Genomic DNA, 14,707 nt, shown 5'->3' with positions numbered 1-14,707 from the left:
TGCGGTGACGGGGCGGGCGTGGATGGCCCGGCCCTGGTTCCGGGCGCGCCGGGGTGGTGGCACGGCCCGGCGGTCGGTGTGGGGATTCGGTGGCGGCTTCGGTCCGGGGCGGGTCAGGCGTCCGGGGCGGGCGTCCTGATGCGGACGTCCGGTGCGGGTCCGGTACGGCTTCGGGTCGGGGCCGGGGCGGCTTCGGGTCGGGTCCGGATCAGGTGTCCGGATCAGGTGTCCGGCGCGGGGTCGGGCCGGGCGGGTCAGGCCGTCCGCAGGTGGCGGCGCAGCGTGGCGAGCAGGTCGTCGAAGGCGGCGGTGGCGGCGTCCTCGGGGAACCGCTCGCGGTCCCAGGCGAGGCGCACCAGCAGGTCGTCGCCGTGCGAGGCGGCGACCGCGAACGGCGCGGCGAGCGGCCGCCCGGCCAGGTGGATCTCCCGGCCGGGCACGCCGCCGAACACCAGCGGCGGGCGGCGGTGCAGGTCCTCCAGGGTGAGCATGCCGTCCAGGGCGCCCGTCCACGGGGCGCCGGCGGTGCGGGCGGCCCGGACCACCTCGTCGAACGGGGTGTCGGCGTGGTCGAGGTCGTCCCACCAGGCGTCGGCGAGGTCCTCCAGGGCGGTGGCCGCGCCGGGTACGGCGGGGTGCACCAGGGTGTTGAGGAAGCAGCCGAGCGCGGCGGGCGCGCCGGGCGGGCGGCCGCCCCACGGGTAGCCGAGGGCGAGCTGCCCGTCGGTCCGGTGCAGCCGGTGGGCGGCGGCCGCGGTGGCGTCCAGCAGGGCGGGGAAGAAGGCGGTGCGGGCGGCCCCCTCGGCGGCGGGCAGCCGGTGGCTGAGCATGCCGGTGGAGCCGGCCGCTCCCCCGCCCGTCCCGGTGACGCCGCCGAGCCGGCGGCCCCAGTGGGCCTGTGCGGCGGGGCCGCCGGCGGCGTCCTCGGCGGCCAGTTGCCGTTCGACGGCCTCCCGGTAGGCCGCCAGGGCGTCCTGGTCGGGGGCGGCGACGGCCTCCTGGGCGTGGTCGTCCCGGGCGTAGGCGTCGGTGAGGTCGGCGGTCAGGATGCCGAGCGACTGCTCGTCGCAGGCCGCGTGGTCCACCGCGAGGGCGAGCAGCTCCTCCTCGCCGTCCGGCTCCCGGGCCACCAGCAGGCGCAGCGCGGGCCCGTCGGCGGGCCAGTCCAGCAGGGCCTCGCGCAGGGCGGACCCGGCGGTGTCGCCGGGCGGGACGGCGATCCGGGCGGCCTCGGCCGAGGGGGCGCCGACCCGCAGGACGGGCGTGCCGCGCACCGTCCCGAAGCCGCCGCACAGCGCCGGGTGCCGGGCGGCGGTGGCGGCGGCGGCGCGGGCCAGCCGGGGCAGGTCGAGGGTGCCGCCCGGGTAGGCGTGGAACAGCGGGACGACCTCGGGCCGGCCCTGCGGCGCGAGCCTGCGGGTGATCAGGAAGCGCCGCTGGGCGCCGGTGAGCGGGAGCAGGTCCGTCGGGGAGTCGGCGGCGGCGGAACGGTACCGGGCGAGGTAGGCGGCGGTGATGCTGGCGTGCACGGAACGGTCTCCGGTTTCCGGTCTCGGTTCGGTTCGGACGTCAGGCGGCGGGGCTCGTCGGGCGGCCGGGTGCGTCAGGCGGCGGGGCTCGCGACGGGCTCCTCCCCGGCCGTGGCGGCGGTTTCGGCCGGGAGGTCCCGCAGCCGGCGCAGCGGCGACAGCAGCAGCGGCACCGGGACGAGCAGGAAGCCCGCCGCGCACAGCCACAGCGCGGCGCGCGGTCCGGCCGCGTCGGCGACAGTGCCGCCGACGAGCGCGCCGATCGGCAGCGTGCCCCAGACCAGGAAGCGCATGGTGGCGTTCATCCGGCCGAGCAGCTCCGGCGGGCACAGGCTCTGCCGGAAGCTCACCTGGGCGACGTTGTAGGCCACCGCGCCGAACAGCACCACCGCCGAGGCGATCCCGAACAGCACCACGCCCGCGCCCCGGCCGGACAGCGGCCACAGCAGCGCGAACGGCGCCGTCACCACGGTGGCGAGCCAGATCAGCCGGGCCTGGCCGAGCCACGCCGCCAGCCGCCCCGCGCACAGCGCCCCGGCCAGGCCGCCGACGGCGGAGGCCGACAGCAGCAGGCCGATGGCGCCCGGCGCCAGGTCGAGCACCCGCACCCAGAACACCGTCTGCACGGCCGCCAGCACGGCGGCGAACAGGTTGGACACGGCGGTCGCGGTGGCGATCGCCCGCAGCAGCGGGTGCCCGAGCACGAAGCGCACGCCCTCGGCGACCTCGGCGCGCAGCGACCGTCCGGTCGCCGGCTCCGGTTGGGGCTCCTCGACCCGGATCCGGGCGAGCAGCAGGGCGGAGGCGAGGTAGCCGACGGCGTCGGCCACGATGGCGAGCGACGCACCGAGCAGCTGGACCAGGCCGCCGCCGAGCCCGGGCCCGACGATCTGCGCCGAGGAGCGGACCGTCTCGATCGCGCCGTTGCCCCCGACCAGTTGCTCGCGCGGCAGGACGGACGGCAGGAAGGACTGGTGGGCGACGTCGAAGAAGACCGTCGCCACCCCGGTGACCAGCGCCACCAGGTAGAGCTGGGCCATGGTCAGCACGCCGAGCGCGGCGGCCGGCGGGATCGACCCGACGGCGAGGCAGCGCACCACGTCGGCGCGGATCAGCACCGGGAGCTTGCGCATCCGGTCCAGCCAGGCGCCGGCCGGCAGGCCGACCAGCAGGAACGCGGCGGTCTCGGCGGCGGTCAGCAGGCCGACCTCGAAGGGTGTGGCATCGAGCACCACCACCGCCACCAACGGGAGCGCGACCAGGGTCACCTGACTGCCCGTCTGGGCCGTCGCGGCTCCGGTGAGCAGGAGTCGGAAGTCGCGGTGGCCGAGCAGTCGGTCGCGGCGGGGGCTTGGCGTCTCGTTCATCAGTGCGACTTTCGGTCACCACTTCGCTACTGGGCAAGCATCGCGTCCGTTTCCGGACGAACCACGGGTCGGCCTGATCGCGCCACTCCCGCGGCCTGCCCTTACGGCCCCCATACGGCCGAACACGCTCCCGCCGGGACGTCCGCGCAGGCCGCCGACCAGGGGCGGACCACTCGCGCGGCCACCCGGCACACCGCGGGCCCCGCACGTCCAATTCGCCGTCCGCTATGCGGGCATTCGCATTCCGGCCACCGGACGCCGTCACTCAACTTGGCTGGATCATGCGAAACACTGACTGTCCGTCACCTGATCGTGATATCAGCCGCGCCGCGGGAGGCCGTGGGAAGAAGCACCCGCGCCGCCGGACGGGCCGGACCGGGCCCCGCCGCTCAGTCCGCCTCCCGGCAGGTCACCGCCAGCACCGCCATGTCGTCGTCGCGCGGCCCGCCCGTCCACCGCTCCACGTCCGCCACCAGCGCGTCGACGGCCTCCTGGGGGCCGTCGAACGGGCCGAGCGGGCCCAGGGCGAGCAGCGGATCGTAGAACTCCCCGGCCGCGTCCCGGGCCTCCGTCACCCCGTCGGTCACCAGCAGCAGCGTGCACCCCGGCGGGAACGGCCGGGTCTGCGGCACCGGCCGGGCCACGCCCAGCGAGCCCATCCCGAGCGGCAGCCCCGGGTCGGCGGCGTCCAGCCGGCGCACCGCGTCCGGGCCGCCCAGCAGGTACGGCCCCGGGTGCCCGCAGTCGAGCGTGCGCACGACGTCCTCACCCGGCGGGAACTCGACCAGCAGCGCCGTGATGAACCCCTCCAGCCGCACCTCCTCGGCCAGCAGCGCGCTCTCCCGGGCGAGCGCCCGCTCCAACCCGTCGGCCAGCGCCGCGAGGTCCGGCGCGCGGTGGGCGTCCTCCCGGAACGCGCCGAGCAGCACCGACACCGCGCCGACCGCCTGCAGCCCCTTGCCCCGTACGTCCGCGATCAGCACCCGTACGCCGTACGGGGTCGCCTGCAGCGCGTACGCGTCGCCGCCGATCAGTGCCTCGGTCTGCGCCGCCCGGTAGCAGGCGGCGACCGACAGCCGGCCCACCCGCGCGGGCGGCTCGGGCAGCACCGCCCGCTGGGCGGCCTCGGCCACCGACCGCACCTGCGCCAGCCGCTCCCCGTGCCGGGCGACGACGCGGTTGACCCAGACGCCGAGCAGCGCGGCGAAGGCCGTGTTCACCAGCTCCAGGTAGCCGTCCTGGGTGCCGATCGAGCCGTCCCGCACGGCCAGCACGAGGATGCCGGTCACATTGGCGACGCCCACCGCGAGGGTGTCCCGCAAGGTCAGCAGCGCGCCGGTCAGGACGGCGGCGGCCGCCAGGAGCGGGTCGCCCCAGTAGTCGGTGGGATCCAGGGAGTTCCAGACGAGCCCGCCGACGATCAGCAACCACGGCGCGAACCGCACGTACGGCGGCCACTGCTCGGACCTCGGGGCCATCGGAGACCTTGCTTCCCGTCTCACCGCCTATCCGGAATATGCGATTCCGATCCTAGCCACCCCTGCTCACCCCCGCGCGCCCCCGGCTGCGCCGCGGGGAGCGAAGCGCGCGGCGGCGCCTCGCGGGGTCGGGAGTCGGGGTCGGGGGCCGTGGGTCAGCCTGGTGACCTGCTTCGGTACCTGCACGGCGCTCTCGCCGACGGCCGGACACCCGGGAGCGGCCGCGCCCGCTACCCGTCCAGGGTGAACCGCCCCGCACCCGGGCCGGTGAGCAGGCCGGGCGGCAGGCGGCGCCCGTAGGCGAGCAGCAGGAGGTGTTCGGCCCGGCCCTCCACCACGGCCGGGCCCTCGCCGTACGCCCAGCCGGTGTCGGTGGCCCGCAGGTGGACGCCGTCGAGTCGGGCACCGAAGAAGCGCAGGCTGCAGCGGGAGACGGTGGCGAGCAGGGCGGTGACCCGAGGCAGCGGGAGGCGCGAGGGCAGGCCGAGCGCGGTGGTGATGTCGAGGCCGTGGACGACGTCGTGGCCGAGGGCGGCGATCCGGCCGCCGACCGGGGGGCGCCAGGGGTGTTCGGCGTGGTCGGCGAGGGCGGCGGCGAGTTGGCGGTCGGTGAGGGCGGCGGCGTCGCGGCGGGCCACCCGGTCGGTCATCCGGTGGAGGGAGCCGCCGGCCCGCATGAGGTCCGCGAGGTTGCGGGCCGTGGAGTAGCGAAAGCCGGTGCTCATGTGGGCGGCGACCTCGCGGACGCGCCAACCGGCGCACAGCGACGGTGAGTTCCACTGGTCCCGGGTGAAGGTGGTGAACACCTCGGCGAGTTCCCGGCGTTCGGCCGCGATCTGTTCGCGGACCCAGTCGACGCCCTGGTCGTGCTGCACGGTTTCCATGCCTCCAGCCTGCGGCCGGGGCCCTCCGTACGTCCAAGACCGGGGAGTTCTTCCACCTATCATCAGAAGTTATGGAACTCCGGCAGCTCCAGTACTTCGTCACCGTGGCCCAGCAGGGCAGCTTCACCCGCGCCGCCGAGCTGCTGCACCTCACCCAGCCCGGGGTGAGCGCCCAGATCCGGCAGCTGGAGAAGGAGTTGGGCCACCGGCTGCTGGACCGCAGCGGGCGCGGCGTCCGGCTCACCCCGGTCGGCGAGGCGGTGCTCCCGCACGCGCGGGCGGCGCTCGCCTCCGCCACGGCGGCGCGGCAGACGGCGCAGGACTTCGGCGGGTTGCGGCGCGGGCACGTCCGGCTCGGGCTGGTCTCCGGGGCAGCCCTGGGCCCTGTCCCGCCGGCCGGGGCGGACGACCTCCCCGGACTCGCCACCACACTCGCCGCGTTCCGCCGCGACCACCCGGGCATCGACCTCTCGCTGGCCGAGGACGGTACCGCGCGGATGCTCGGCGCGCTGCGCGAGGGGCACTTGGACCTCGCCGTGATCGGCCTGCCCACCGCCGCCAGCGGACGGGACGACGACGACGGCTGGCGGACGCTGGCCGGGCTCGCCCTGCACACCGTGCTGGAAGCCCCGCTGGTCGCCGCCTTCACCGGGCACCACCCGCTGGCCGGCGGACCGGACGGCCCCCTGCCGGTCGCCGCGCTGGCCGGGCACGCCCTGGTGAGCACCCCGCGCGGCACCGGCCTGCGGACGGCGCTGGAGCAGGCCCTGGCCGCGGCCGGGGCGCGCCCCACGGTCGCGGTCGAGGCGGCCGCCCCGCCGCAGCTGGCCGAACTCGCCGCGCACGGGCTGGGCGTGGCCGTGCTGCCGGATCCGCCGCCCGCCGCCGGGCTGCGGATCCGGCCGCTCACCGATCCCGTCCCGCTGGTGCGGATCGCGCTGGCCTGGCCGACCGGCCGCCCCATCGCGCCGCCCACGGCCGCACTCCTGGGCCACTTGCGGACGTCCTATCCGGGCCCGGGGGCCCGTACCTGACGCTGCCGGGGGTCCGCCCTCCGCAGGCCGCCGTGTCAGCGCGACGGCGGTGGTGACGTCACGTCAGAGCGTGGCGGCGGTGCCCCGTCAGGACGCGGCGGCGGCGGTGCCGTCGCCGATGTGCAGGATCGCGTCGGCCCCGTCGAGGACAGCCCGGTCGAGCGGGAAGTAGCCCTGCTCAGGCGTGGTGTCGGTGCGCGTCCGGCCGCCGGCGGCCGCACCGGGCTCGACCAGTCCCCAGGTGGCGGCCCCGCGCTGGAGCGCGCCCTCGTGGGTGTCCGGCTCGGGCTCCTGGAGCCCGACGGCCGCGCTGCGCCCCAGGCTGCCGGGGACGAAGGTGTACGGCTCGTCCAGGGAGTCCAGGATGGCGCCGGCGCCGCTCCAGGCCAGGTCCAGGTCCGCCAACCGCATGGTGCTCGGCTGCCGTTGCAGGTGGAGGTTGTGGGCGAAGAGGAGGGTTCCCCCTCGGCGGGCCTCGCCGCTGCGGATGTCGAGGAGGTTCTGGGCCATGAGCACGTCCCGGGTGCCGAGGAGGCCGGACAGCCGGGCGCCCGGCTCCAGGCGCTCGGCCGACTGCCGGTGGTAGCGGAGCAGGCCGAGGCCGGCGGTGAGGTGCGTCCTGGCCCTGCGCCACTCGGCGCGCGAGGTCGCCGCGACCAGTTCCGGGGCCCGCGCGTACAGCAGGGTGAGCAGGTCGTCGGCGATCGTCCGCAGCTTCTCCGCCTCGGCGGAGGCGCCGGGCGACATCTCCGGGTCCAGGACCGCCTCGGGGCGGCTCCAGCGCTGGTCGTCGCCGACCAGGCCGGCGAGGTCGAGGTCGAGCCCGAGGTAGTCGCGGGCGTGTTCGAGGTAGCGCCGCGGGCTGGGTGCGCTGGTGTTCTCCGTCTGCGCGTCGAAGCCGTGGAAGGCCAGACGGTCCGCCGGCGGCCGGCTCCGGTTGTACTCGCGCATCCAGGCGACCAGCCGCCGGTTGCCGTCCAGCTCTCCGAAGCCGTGGGAGAAGCCCTCGCCCATCACCGAGTCGAGGGTGCCCACCCCCTCCTGGACGAAGTCGTTCACGGCGAGCGCGGCCACCCGGTCGGTTTCGAGGGCGATCGACCGGAATCCCCGGTCGACCAGCTGGGCGAACAGCTCGTTGCGGATCCGCGCGAAGGCCGGTTCCCGGTGGGTGGGTTCACCGAGCGCCAGCAGTGCGCACGGCGAAGGGACGAGGTCTCGCAAGTCCTGACTCATGGTCCTCAAGCGTATCCTTCAAAGAACGGTTGAGACTTTTCCTGCTCCGACCGCCCGACCCTCCGCTGAAGCCTCAAACCGGTGACCACCATGCGCCCCTCCGACCTCGCCCGCGGGCACGGCCTCTCGGCCCAGGCCGTACGCAACTACGAGCGGGACGGCTTCCTCCCGCCCGCCGAACGCACCGCCAGCGGCTACCGGATCTACACCGAGGTGCACGCGGCCGCGCTCGACGCCTACCGCTCCCTCGTCGCGGCGTACGGCCACGCGACCGGCGGCCGGATCATGACCGCGCTCCACCGGGGCGGGCTCGACGACGCCCTGACGGCCATCGACCGCGGCCACGGCCAACTGCTCCGCGACCGGGACACCCTGGACGCGGTGCGGAAGGCCGTGCACCACCTTGCGGCGCGGCCCGACGCGGCGCGGGACGTTGCGGCACGGCCCGACACGGCGCGAGACCTTGCGGCACGGGACATTGCGGCGGATCTTGCGGCGGGCCCGTCGGCGGCGCCCGCGGTGGACGGTGCCGTCCTGAGCATCGGCGAACTCGCCCACCGGCTCGGCCTCACCCCGGCGACCGTACGCAACTGGGAGGGCGCGGGCATCCTCGCCCCCGCCCGGGACCAGGCCACCGGGCACCGCGTCTTCCGCGCCGACGACATCCGCGACGCCGAACTCGCCCACCTGCTCCGGCGCGGCGGCTACCCGCTGGACCACATCGCCACCGTGCTCCGACAGGTACGGACGGCCGGCGGCACGGCCTCCCTGGCCGACGCCCTCGACGGCTGGCAGCGCAGGCTCACCACCCAGGGCCTGGCCATGCTCGACGCGGCCGCCCGACTCGGCCACTACCTGGGCCTGACCGGCCACCCCCGGCCGGAGTAGATCTAGGGTCTTCGTCAGCGATGCGGCGGGCCGCCGCGGTGGGCTCAGCCGACGCGGGTGAGCCGGGTGGTGCGGGGCGGGGTCCGGTCGGCGGGGGTGGCAGGGCCTGCGGGGGTGGCGGGGCCGGCGGCGCGGTCGGGCTCGGGGCGATCGGGGTTGGCGAGCAGGATGGAGCGCTGGAGCCGTCGCAGTCCGGCCGAGGGTTCCATGCCCAACTCCCGTACCAGGGTGTTGCGCAGGCGCTGGTAGGCCTCCAGGGCCTCGCCCCGCCGGCCGGAGCGGTGCAGGGCGATCATGTACTGGCCGTGCAGGCTCTCGTGGGTGCGGTAGCGGTCGACCAGGACGGTGAGTTCGGCGAGCAGGACGCGGTGGCGGCCCAGCCGCAGATCGGCCTCGATCCGCTGGTCCAGGGCGCAGAGCCGGGTCTCCTCCAACCGCTTGGCCTCGACGGCGAGTTGACCGCCGAGCGGGATGTCGGCGAAGGCCGGACCGCGCCACAGACCGAGCGCCTCGCCCAACTGGCGGGCGGCGAGCGGGAAGTCGCCGCCGTCCATGGCCCGGTAGCCGAGGCCCGCGAGGCGGTCGAACTCCTGGAGGTCGACCAGTCCGCCGCCGCTGTCGAGCCGGTAGCCGCCGGGCGAGGTCACCAGGACGTCCTTGGCTCCGCACGCGCCCCCGGCGTCATCGCGGTGGGCGAGCGCCCGGTCGATGAGGTCGCGCAGTTGGAGGACGTAGGTCTGGACGGTGGTGCGCGCGCTGCGCGGCGGATGGCCGGACCACAGTTCCTCGGCGAGGACGCCCGCCGAGATGACCTGGTCGGCGCGCAGGGCCAGCAGGGCGAGCACTTGCCGTGGTTTCGGCGCCGAGGGCACCACCGACACCCCGCACACCTGGACCCCCAAGGCCCCTAACACCCGGATCTCCATGACGTCCACCCCAATCCAGACGGATCGGCGACCCCGACGGCCACCGGCCGGCCGGTGCTGTGGCTATCGCACAGCCGAGCACCGGGTGCTCATCCAAAAACAGGACGGACGGTTTGTCAATACAAAACCGAACGAGCTGTTTGTTTTTGGACGGACAATCGAGCGCCGGACTGCTGCGACCAACCGGAATGACCGCCGCCGCGAGCGCCGCCGCGTCAACCCCGGACGCACACTCTCAGGCCCCGCCCGCACGGGCCGCCGCCAGCTCGGCCACCACCCGCTCACCACGGTCCGAGCCCAGGTCCAGCGTGGCCAGCACCCCGGGGACGGTGATGCTCGGCATCACGTGCCGGTACAGCACGGCCACCCGGCGCTCCAGATCCGCCCGGCCGGACATCTTCTGGGACTGGATCTGCACGCCCGTCCAGGCACCCGTCACCAGCCACGCCGTCTCGGCCGGCAGCACGTGCGGCAGCAGTTCGCCCCGCTCGCCGGCCGCCGTCAGCACCGCCTCCAGCCGGGCGATCCACCCGGGCGTGGCACCACCGCCGAGGTCGCCGAACACGTCCTGGCCGAGCGAGAGCCGCGCGCCCGCGCTCAGCAGCGGGTCACGCGGCATGAGATGCGCGACGACCATCCCCAGGTCGACGAACTCCTGGAGCTTGCAATGCCGTTCGGGGATCTCGTCCCGACCGAACTGCTCCTCCACGACGCCCTGCGCGAGCTCCCGCTTCGACGCGAAGTGGAAGTACACCGCGCCCCGGGTCACACCCGCGCGGGCGACCACCTCGCCGATCGTCGCCCCCTCGTACCCGTGCTCGTCGAAGACCGAGGCCGCCGCCTCCAGGATCAGCCGACGCGTCCGGATCGCCCGCTCCTGCCGCACCACCGCAACCACCCCACCTGAACCGCTCGGCAAACAAAACCAAACACCCTGTATCTTACCCGCCGGTCAACCGGCGATCCCTCCTCCCCAGGTCGCATGCACCCGCCTTCGAGCGAAGGAAAACCGCGTGGACGGCACAGGGCGGGAAAGCGACCGCCGCCCCTCCCCCAGCCGACAGAGCCGGAATCCGGCTCCCCACTTCTGGCCGCATCCCACCGAAAACGGCCCGCCGTGATAATGCACCTGTCATCCCACTTTTGGGGATTCCTTTGCAGGCCAGGCGGCATCCACCCCAGGCTCGGTCCACCCGGACGGCCATCACGCGGCACCTGGAGCGACCACCCGACCACGCTCGGCCGCCAACGAACCTTCGTTCGGGCTCCTTGAAAACCAAACCGGAAGGTACGTATCTTACGAGCCCTGAGCAGCCCACCCCGCCCGCCACGGCCTTCCGGAGCGCTCCCATGACCCTGCTTGCCTACCGCGCCCCCGCCATCTCCCGCGCCGCCGGCGCGGACCACGGCACCACCCCCGGCCGCACCGCCGGACCGTCCGTGCCGACCGGACCGGCACCGCGCCTGACCAGCACCGTTGCCAAGGAGTACGTCCACCGGGCCTGCCACGCCGAGGTCTTCCTCACCGGCAGCGAGCAGCTGAACGAGACGACCTTCGCCGTCACCGCGCAGTGGCCGCGCGCCCACACCTTCTTCACCACCCCCGACGGAACCCGGCACGACCCGATCCAGACCGCTGAAACGATCCGCCAAGCCGGGCTCTACCTCGCGCACACCCGGTTCGGCGTCCCGCTCGACCACAAGTTCATGATGTGGAACCTCGACTACACCACCCGCCCCCGCCAACTGCTCATCGGCGCGGCGCCCACCGACCTCAGCATCGAGGCCAGACTCGTCCCACAGCCGCGCCGAAGCGGCACCACCATCGACTTCACCCTCAGCGCCGTCATCCGACGCGGCGCCCACCTCGCCGCCACCGGACACACCCGGTTCACCACCGTGCCGGACTCCACCTACCGGCGGCTGCGCGGGGCCCGCCGCGAGGCCGACCCGGCGCCCGCCGTCTCCGGCGAGCCGCTGGCCCCGGGCCGAGTGGGCCGGATCCGCCCCTGCGACGTCGTCCTGACCCCGGCCGACGCACCCGGGACCTGGCACCTCACCCCCGATCCCTGGCACCCGATCCTCTTCGACCACGCCAACGACCACGTCCCCGGCATGGTCCTGCTGGAGGCCGCCCGCCAGGCCACCAACGCGCTCGTCTCACCGGCCACCGTCATCCCCGCCTCCGCCTCGACCACCTACCACCGGTACGCCGAGCACGACGCCGCCACCACGATCACCGCCCGGCACACCCCCGGTGACGACCCGGACGCCCTCACCACCACCGTCACCGGCCACCAGAACGGCGAGCCGATCTTCACCACCGTCCTGACCGGCCACACCGACCAGCGGTGACCGGCACTGACGGGCGCTGACCGGTACTCACGGGCTCCCGTCGACCCGCGCCGACCCCGACCAGTCCCGACCAGCGCGGACCAGCCCTGACCAGCACGGACCGCCGGCCGCCCACCGTCCCACCCGGCCCGCCCGACCTCCACGGTCGGGCGGGCCGTCGGCGCGTCGGAGACGAACCCCTCCCATGGACTGGCACCGGACGAACACCTGCGCGAGGATGTCAGCCCTTGGATTCGCAGTGACCGGGAGTACACAGTGCGTGAAGTCGCTTCGCACCAGAACGAGTTGATCAGACTGACGGACCGCCCCGGCACCGACGATGCCACCGGGCACGAGGGGCGCACCGGCGGCCGGAGCGTACGGGTGCGGGTGCTGGGGCGACACGCACCGGGCTCCCTGCTCGGCCACGACTGGCTGGACTGCGAGATCACCGTCACCGCTGACTCGGCCCGCGGGCAGTTCGTCACGCTGGTGACGGAACGTCAGCTTCAGCAGTGGGAAGCCGCCCTGGAACGGTTGGCGCGGCGCGAGGCGGTGCGCTGGCTGGACGAGGAGCACGGCCCCGAGCTGCGGATCGAGCCGGGGCGGCCCGGCGGCCTCTGGGTGACCGTCTCCGACGCCGAGGACTCCGGAGTCACCCTCCGGGTCGTCCTGTCCCCCGCCCCCGGCTGGCTGGACGAGCAGCGCGCCCTGCTCGAACTCATCCGGGACGCCTACCCGTTCGAGGTGATCGAGGTCGCCCCCGGCATCCACGCCTGGCGCGGGCGGCAGGGGAACGGCAACTGACGGATTGTCAGAATCCTTTTGATGACAAGGCCGACGCCCGGCGCAGCGCGCGGCCGGGCAGGGCAGGGCAGGGCAAAGCAGGGCAGGGCAGGGCGAGCGGCAGTATGACCGGTCCGGTGGCGATGGTGTGGCGGTGGCGGTGGCGGTGGTCCGGCCGCCACCGATAATGGCGACATGATCGAGAAGCAGCTCCGCGTCGTCCTCGCCGAGGACTCGGTGATCCTCCGGGACGGCATGGTCGAACTCCTCACCGCGCGCGGGTGCACCGTGGTCGCCACCGCCGGAACGGCCCCCGAACTCGTCGCCGCCGTCGCCGAGCACCGGCCCGATGTGGCCGTGGTCGACATCCGGATGCCGCCCAGCCACACCGACGAGGGCATCCGCGCCGCCGTCGAGCTCCGCTCCACCTCGCCCGGGGTCGGCATCCTGGTCTTCTCCCAGCACGTCGAGACCGCCTGGGCGGCCCGGCTGCTCGCAGGTGGCGCCGCCGGCGTCGGCTATCTGCTCAAGGAACGCGTGGCCCGCACCTCGGAGTTCGTGGACGCGCTGCAGCGGGTCGCGGCCGGCGGCACGGCGCTCGACCCGGAGATCGTCAACGGCCTGATGCACGGCGGGCGGCGCAGCCGCGTCGACGCGCTCACCCCGCGCGAACGGGAGGTGCTGGAGCTGATGGCGCAGGGTCACTCCAACCGCTCGATCGCGGGGCTGCTCGTGGTCTCGGAGCGGGCGGTGGAGAAGCACGTCGCCGCCGTCTTCGCCAAGTTCGACCTGCCGGCGACCGAAGCCGACAACCGGCGGGTGAAAGCCGTCCTCACCTACCTCGCCGAGAACGGCGGCTGAGCCGGGAGCAGCGGTTCCGTGGACGGCCCCGCCGCGGGCACCCGTCACAGGCTGCTCGGCAGTTCGGCGGTGACCGTCGTCGGCCCGCCCGGCGGACTGTCCACCCGCAGCACCCCGTCCACCGCCGCGAGCCGTTCGGCCAGGCCCGCCAGGCCCGCCAGGCCCGAGCCGGAGCCCGAGCCGGAGCCTCTGCCGGAGCCCCCGCCCGGAGCGGCGCCCCCGCGGCCGTCGTCGCGCACCGTCAGCCGCACCCGCCCGTCGGCTGCGCTGACCGTGAGCTCCGCCGCCGCCGCGCCGCTGTGCTTGGCGACGTTGGTCAGCAACTCGGCCGCACAGAAGTAGACGGCCTGCTCGATCGCCGCGTCCGGCCGCTCCCTCAGATCCAGCCGGACCGTGACCGGCACCGGCGCGGTGGCGGTGAGCCCGGGCAACGCCTGGGCGAGGCCGCCGTCCAGCGCCACCGGGTGGATGCCCCGAGTGAGCCGGCGCAGTTCCGCGATGGTGTCGTCGGTCTGCCGGCGAGCCCGGTCGACCAGGGTGCGCAGGCGCTCGGCCTCCGGAGTGCCGGGCGGGCCGGTCGGCTCGGGCTGCCCGGTCGGCTCGGGCTGGGCGACGCCAACGGCCTTACCGGTGACCTCGCCGGTGACCTCGCTGAGGGCGTCGTCGGCCAGCGAGAGCGTGATGGCGAGCGCGACCAGTTGCGCCTGCGTCCCGTCGTGCAGATCGCGTTCGAGACGGCGCAACCGGTCGGTGTTCTCGGCGAGCAGGGTGGCCCGGGCGGTCTCCAACTCGCGCACCCGCTCCTGCGACCGCACCGGGCCGAGCAGCAGCCGGGCGAGGCCCCGATTGGCCGCGCTCACCGCCCGCAGCGCCGCCGGCACCACCGCCAGTACGGCGAGCCCGACCGGGGCCCCGGCCACGTCCGGCCAGCCGACCGGCCTCGGCCCGGGCTCCAGCAGCCGCACCCACAGCGGGAAGCCGACCAACCAGACGCAGCTGAGCGGCAATCCGACCGCGACCAGGAAGCCGAGCACCCCCAATGGCAGCCGCAGCAGCAGGTAGAGCAGTGCCCGCCAGGCCACCGGGTCGGTCAGCACCGCCCGGCCCCGGGCGATCGCCCCGGACGGCCGGGGCAGCGCCCCCGGGGCCGGCACCGGCTCGCCGAGCAGCCGCCCGACCAGTCGCCGGTGCACCCCGCCCAGCCCGCGCGCCCCGGCCAGGGCGGCCACCACGAACGGCAGCCCGAGCACGGTGAGCGAGAGCAACGCCCCGGCATAGAGCACGGCCACGGCGTAGACCCCGCCGAGCACGCCGACCGGCAGCCCGAGCAGCGCGAAGGCCAACTCGCCACCGCGCACCGACAGATACCGCCGACGCTCAGCCACCG

The 14,707-nt window shown here is 75.0% G+C and carries 13 protein-coding genes; 5 read left to right on the top strand and 8 right to left on the bottom strand.

Annotated features, from left to right (window positions below):
• Positions 1-254: 254 nt before the first annotated feature.
• From ACFWPI_RS27030 to ACFWPI_RS27015, 4 genes are all read right to left on the bottom strand, one after another.
• Positions 255-1,529 carry a non-ribosomal peptide synthetase gene (locus ACFWPI_RS27030; protein ID WP_380377540.1) on the bottom strand — a complete coding sequence of 425 codons (1,275 nt, stop codon included), beginning with the start codon at positions 1,527-1,529 and terminating at the stop codon, positions 255-257.
• A gap of 74 nt (positions 1,530-1,603) precedes the next feature.
• On the bottom strand, positions 1,604-2,896 hold the full coding sequence (locus ACFWPI_RS27025; RefSeq protein WP_380344740.1) for an MFS transporter: 1,293 nt from the start codon (positions 2,894-2,896) through the stop codon (positions 1,604-1,606).
• A 389-nt stretch (positions 2,897-3,285) separates the two neighbouring features.
• The gene (locus ACFWPI_RS27020) at positions 3,286-4,374 is read right to left on the bottom strand and encodes a PP2C family protein-serine/threonine phosphatase (RefSeq protein ID WP_063350747.1); all 1,089 of its coding nucleotides are present in this window, start codon (positions 4,372-4,374) and stop codon (positions 3,286-3,288) included.
• A 230-nt stretch (positions 4,375-4,604) separates the two neighbouring features.
• Positions 4,605-5,258, bottom strand: coding sequence for a maleylpyruvate isomerase family mycothiol-dependent enzyme (locus ACFWPI_RS27015; protein ID WP_380377543.1), 654 nt, complete (start codon positions 5,256-5,258; stop codon positions 4,605-4,607).
• A 71-nt stretch (positions 5,259-5,329) separates the two neighbouring features.
• Between ACFWPI_RS27015 and ACFWPI_RS27010 the strand changes: the two genes are divergently transcribed.
• Positions 5,330-6,292 (top strand): LysR family transcriptional regulator, encoded by a 963-nt coding sequence (locus tag ACFWPI_RS27010; RefSeq protein WP_380377544.1) that lies wholly within the window; start codon positions 5,330-5,332, stop codon positions 6,290-6,292.
• An 87-nt stretch (positions 6,293-6,379) separates the two neighbouring features.
• On the opposite strand, the gene ACFWPI_RS27005 is transcribed toward ACFWPI_RS27010, so the two are convergent.
• Positions 6,380-7,525, bottom strand: coding sequence for an erythromycin esterase family protein (locus ACFWPI_RS27005; RefSeq protein WP_380377545.1), 1,146 nt, complete (start codon positions 7,523-7,525; stop codon positions 6,380-6,382).
• A gap of 90 nt (positions 7,526-7,615) precedes the next feature.
• On the opposite strand from ACFWPI_RS27005, the gene ACFWPI_RS27000 reads away from it, so the two are divergent.
• The gene (locus ACFWPI_RS27000) at positions 7,616-8,413 is read left to right on the top strand and encodes a TioE family transcriptional regulator (RefSeq protein WP_380377570.1); all 798 of its coding nucleotides are present in this window, start codon (positions 7,616-7,618) and stop codon (positions 8,411-8,413) included.
• Positions 8,414-8,457: 44 nt separating this feature from the next.
• Here ACFWPI_RS27000 and ACFWPI_RS26995 read toward each other — a convergent pair whose 3' ends face one another.
• Positions 8,458-9,339, bottom strand: coding sequence for a BTAD domain-containing putative transcriptional regulator (locus ACFWPI_RS26995; RefSeq protein ID WP_380377546.1), 882 nt, complete (start codon positions 9,337-9,339; stop codon positions 8,458-8,460).
• A 235-nt stretch (positions 9,340-9,574) separates the two neighbouring features.
• Positions 9,575-10,228 (bottom strand): ScbR family autoregulator-binding transcription factor, encoded by a 654-nt coding sequence (locus ACFWPI_RS26990; RefSeq protein ID WP_363378628.1) that lies wholly within the window; start codon positions 10,226-10,228, stop codon positions 9,575-9,577.
• 461 nt (positions 10,229-10,689) lie between these two features.
• Between ACFWPI_RS26990 and ACFWPI_RS26985 the strand changes: the two genes are divergently transcribed.
• The 3 genes from ACFWPI_RS26985 to ACFWPI_RS26975 all read left to right on the top strand — a co-directional run bounded on the left by ACFWPI_RS26985 (position 10,690) and on the right by ACFWPI_RS26975 (position 13,320).
• Entirely contained in the window at positions 10,690-11,694 is a 1,005-nt protein-coding gene (locus ACFWPI_RS26985) for a ScbA/BarX family gamma-butyrolactone biosynthesis protein (protein WP_380377547.1), read from the top strand.
• Positions 11,695-11,979: 285 nt separating this feature from the next.
• The gene (locus ACFWPI_RS26980) at positions 11,980-12,480 is read left to right on the top strand and encodes a DUF5959 family protein (protein WP_380425089.1); all 501 of its coding nucleotides are present in this window, start codon (positions 11,980-11,982) and stop codon (positions 12,478-12,480) included.
• Between the two features lie 174 nt (positions 12,481-12,654).
• On the top strand, positions 12,655-13,320 hold the full coding sequence (locus ACFWPI_RS26975; protein ID WP_380377551.1) for a response regulator transcription factor: 666 nt from the start codon (positions 12,655-12,657) through the stop codon (positions 13,318-13,320).
• Between the two features lie 44 nt (positions 13,321-13,364).
• On the opposite strand, the gene ACFWPI_RS26970 is transcribed toward ACFWPI_RS26975, so the two are convergent.
• The gene (locus tag ACFWPI_RS26970) at positions 13,365-14,705 is read right to left on the bottom strand and encodes a sensor histidine kinase (protein ID WP_380377552.1); all 1,341 of its coding nucleotides are present in this window, start codon (positions 14,703-14,705) and stop codon (positions 13,365-13,367) included.
• Positions 14,706-14,707: the final 2 nt, after the last annotated feature.

The organism is Kitasatospora sp. NPDC058492, assembly GCF_042720685.1.
Taxonomy (GTDB): domain Bacteria; phylum Actinomycetota; class Actinomycetes; order Streptomycetales; family Streptomycetaceae; genus Kitasatospora.
Note: the sequence above shows the minus strand (reverse complement) of the source record. Positions and strands in the feature narration are given on the sequence as shown.

Bases quoted from the DNA above. Each gene is read 5' to 3' on its own strand.
- ACFWPI_RS27025 (WP_380344740.1), bottom strand. From the start codon at position 2,896: ATGAACGAGACGCCAAGCCCCCGCCGCGACCGACTGCTCGGCCACCGC.
- ACFWPI_RS27020 (WP_063350747.1), bottom strand. From the start codon at position 4,374: ATGGCCCCGAGGTCCGAGCAGTGGCCGCCGTACGTGCGGTTCGCGCCG.
- ACFWPI_RS27015 (WP_380377543.1), bottom strand. From the start codon at position 5,258: ATGGAAACCGTGCAGCACGACCAGGGCGTCGACTGGGTCCGCGAACAG.
- ACFWPI_RS27010 (WP_380377544.1), top strand. From the start codon at position 5,330: ATGGAACTCCGGCAGCTCCAGTACTTCGTCACCGTGGCCCAGCAGGGC.
- ACFWPI_RS27005 (WP_380377545.1), bottom strand. From the start codon at position 7,525: ATGAGTCAGGACTTGCGAGACCTCGTCCCTTCGCCGTGCGCACTGCTG.
- ACFWPI_RS27000 (WP_380377570.1), top strand. From the start codon at position 7,616: ATGCGCCCCTCCGACCTCGCCCGCGGGCACGGCCTCTCGGCCCAGGCC.
- ACFWPI_RS26995 (WP_380377546.1), bottom strand. From the start codon at position 9,339: ATGGAGATCCGGGTGTTAGGGGCCTTGGGGGTCCAGGTGTGCGGGGTG.
- ACFWPI_RS26985 (WP_380377547.1), top strand. From the start codon at position 10,690: ATGACCCTGCTTGCCTACCGCGCCCCCGCCATCTCCCGCGCCGCCGGC.
- ACFWPI_RS26975 (WP_380377551.1), top strand. From the start codon at position 12,655: ATGATCGAGAAGCAGCTCCGCGTCGTCCTCGCCGAGGACTCGGTGATC.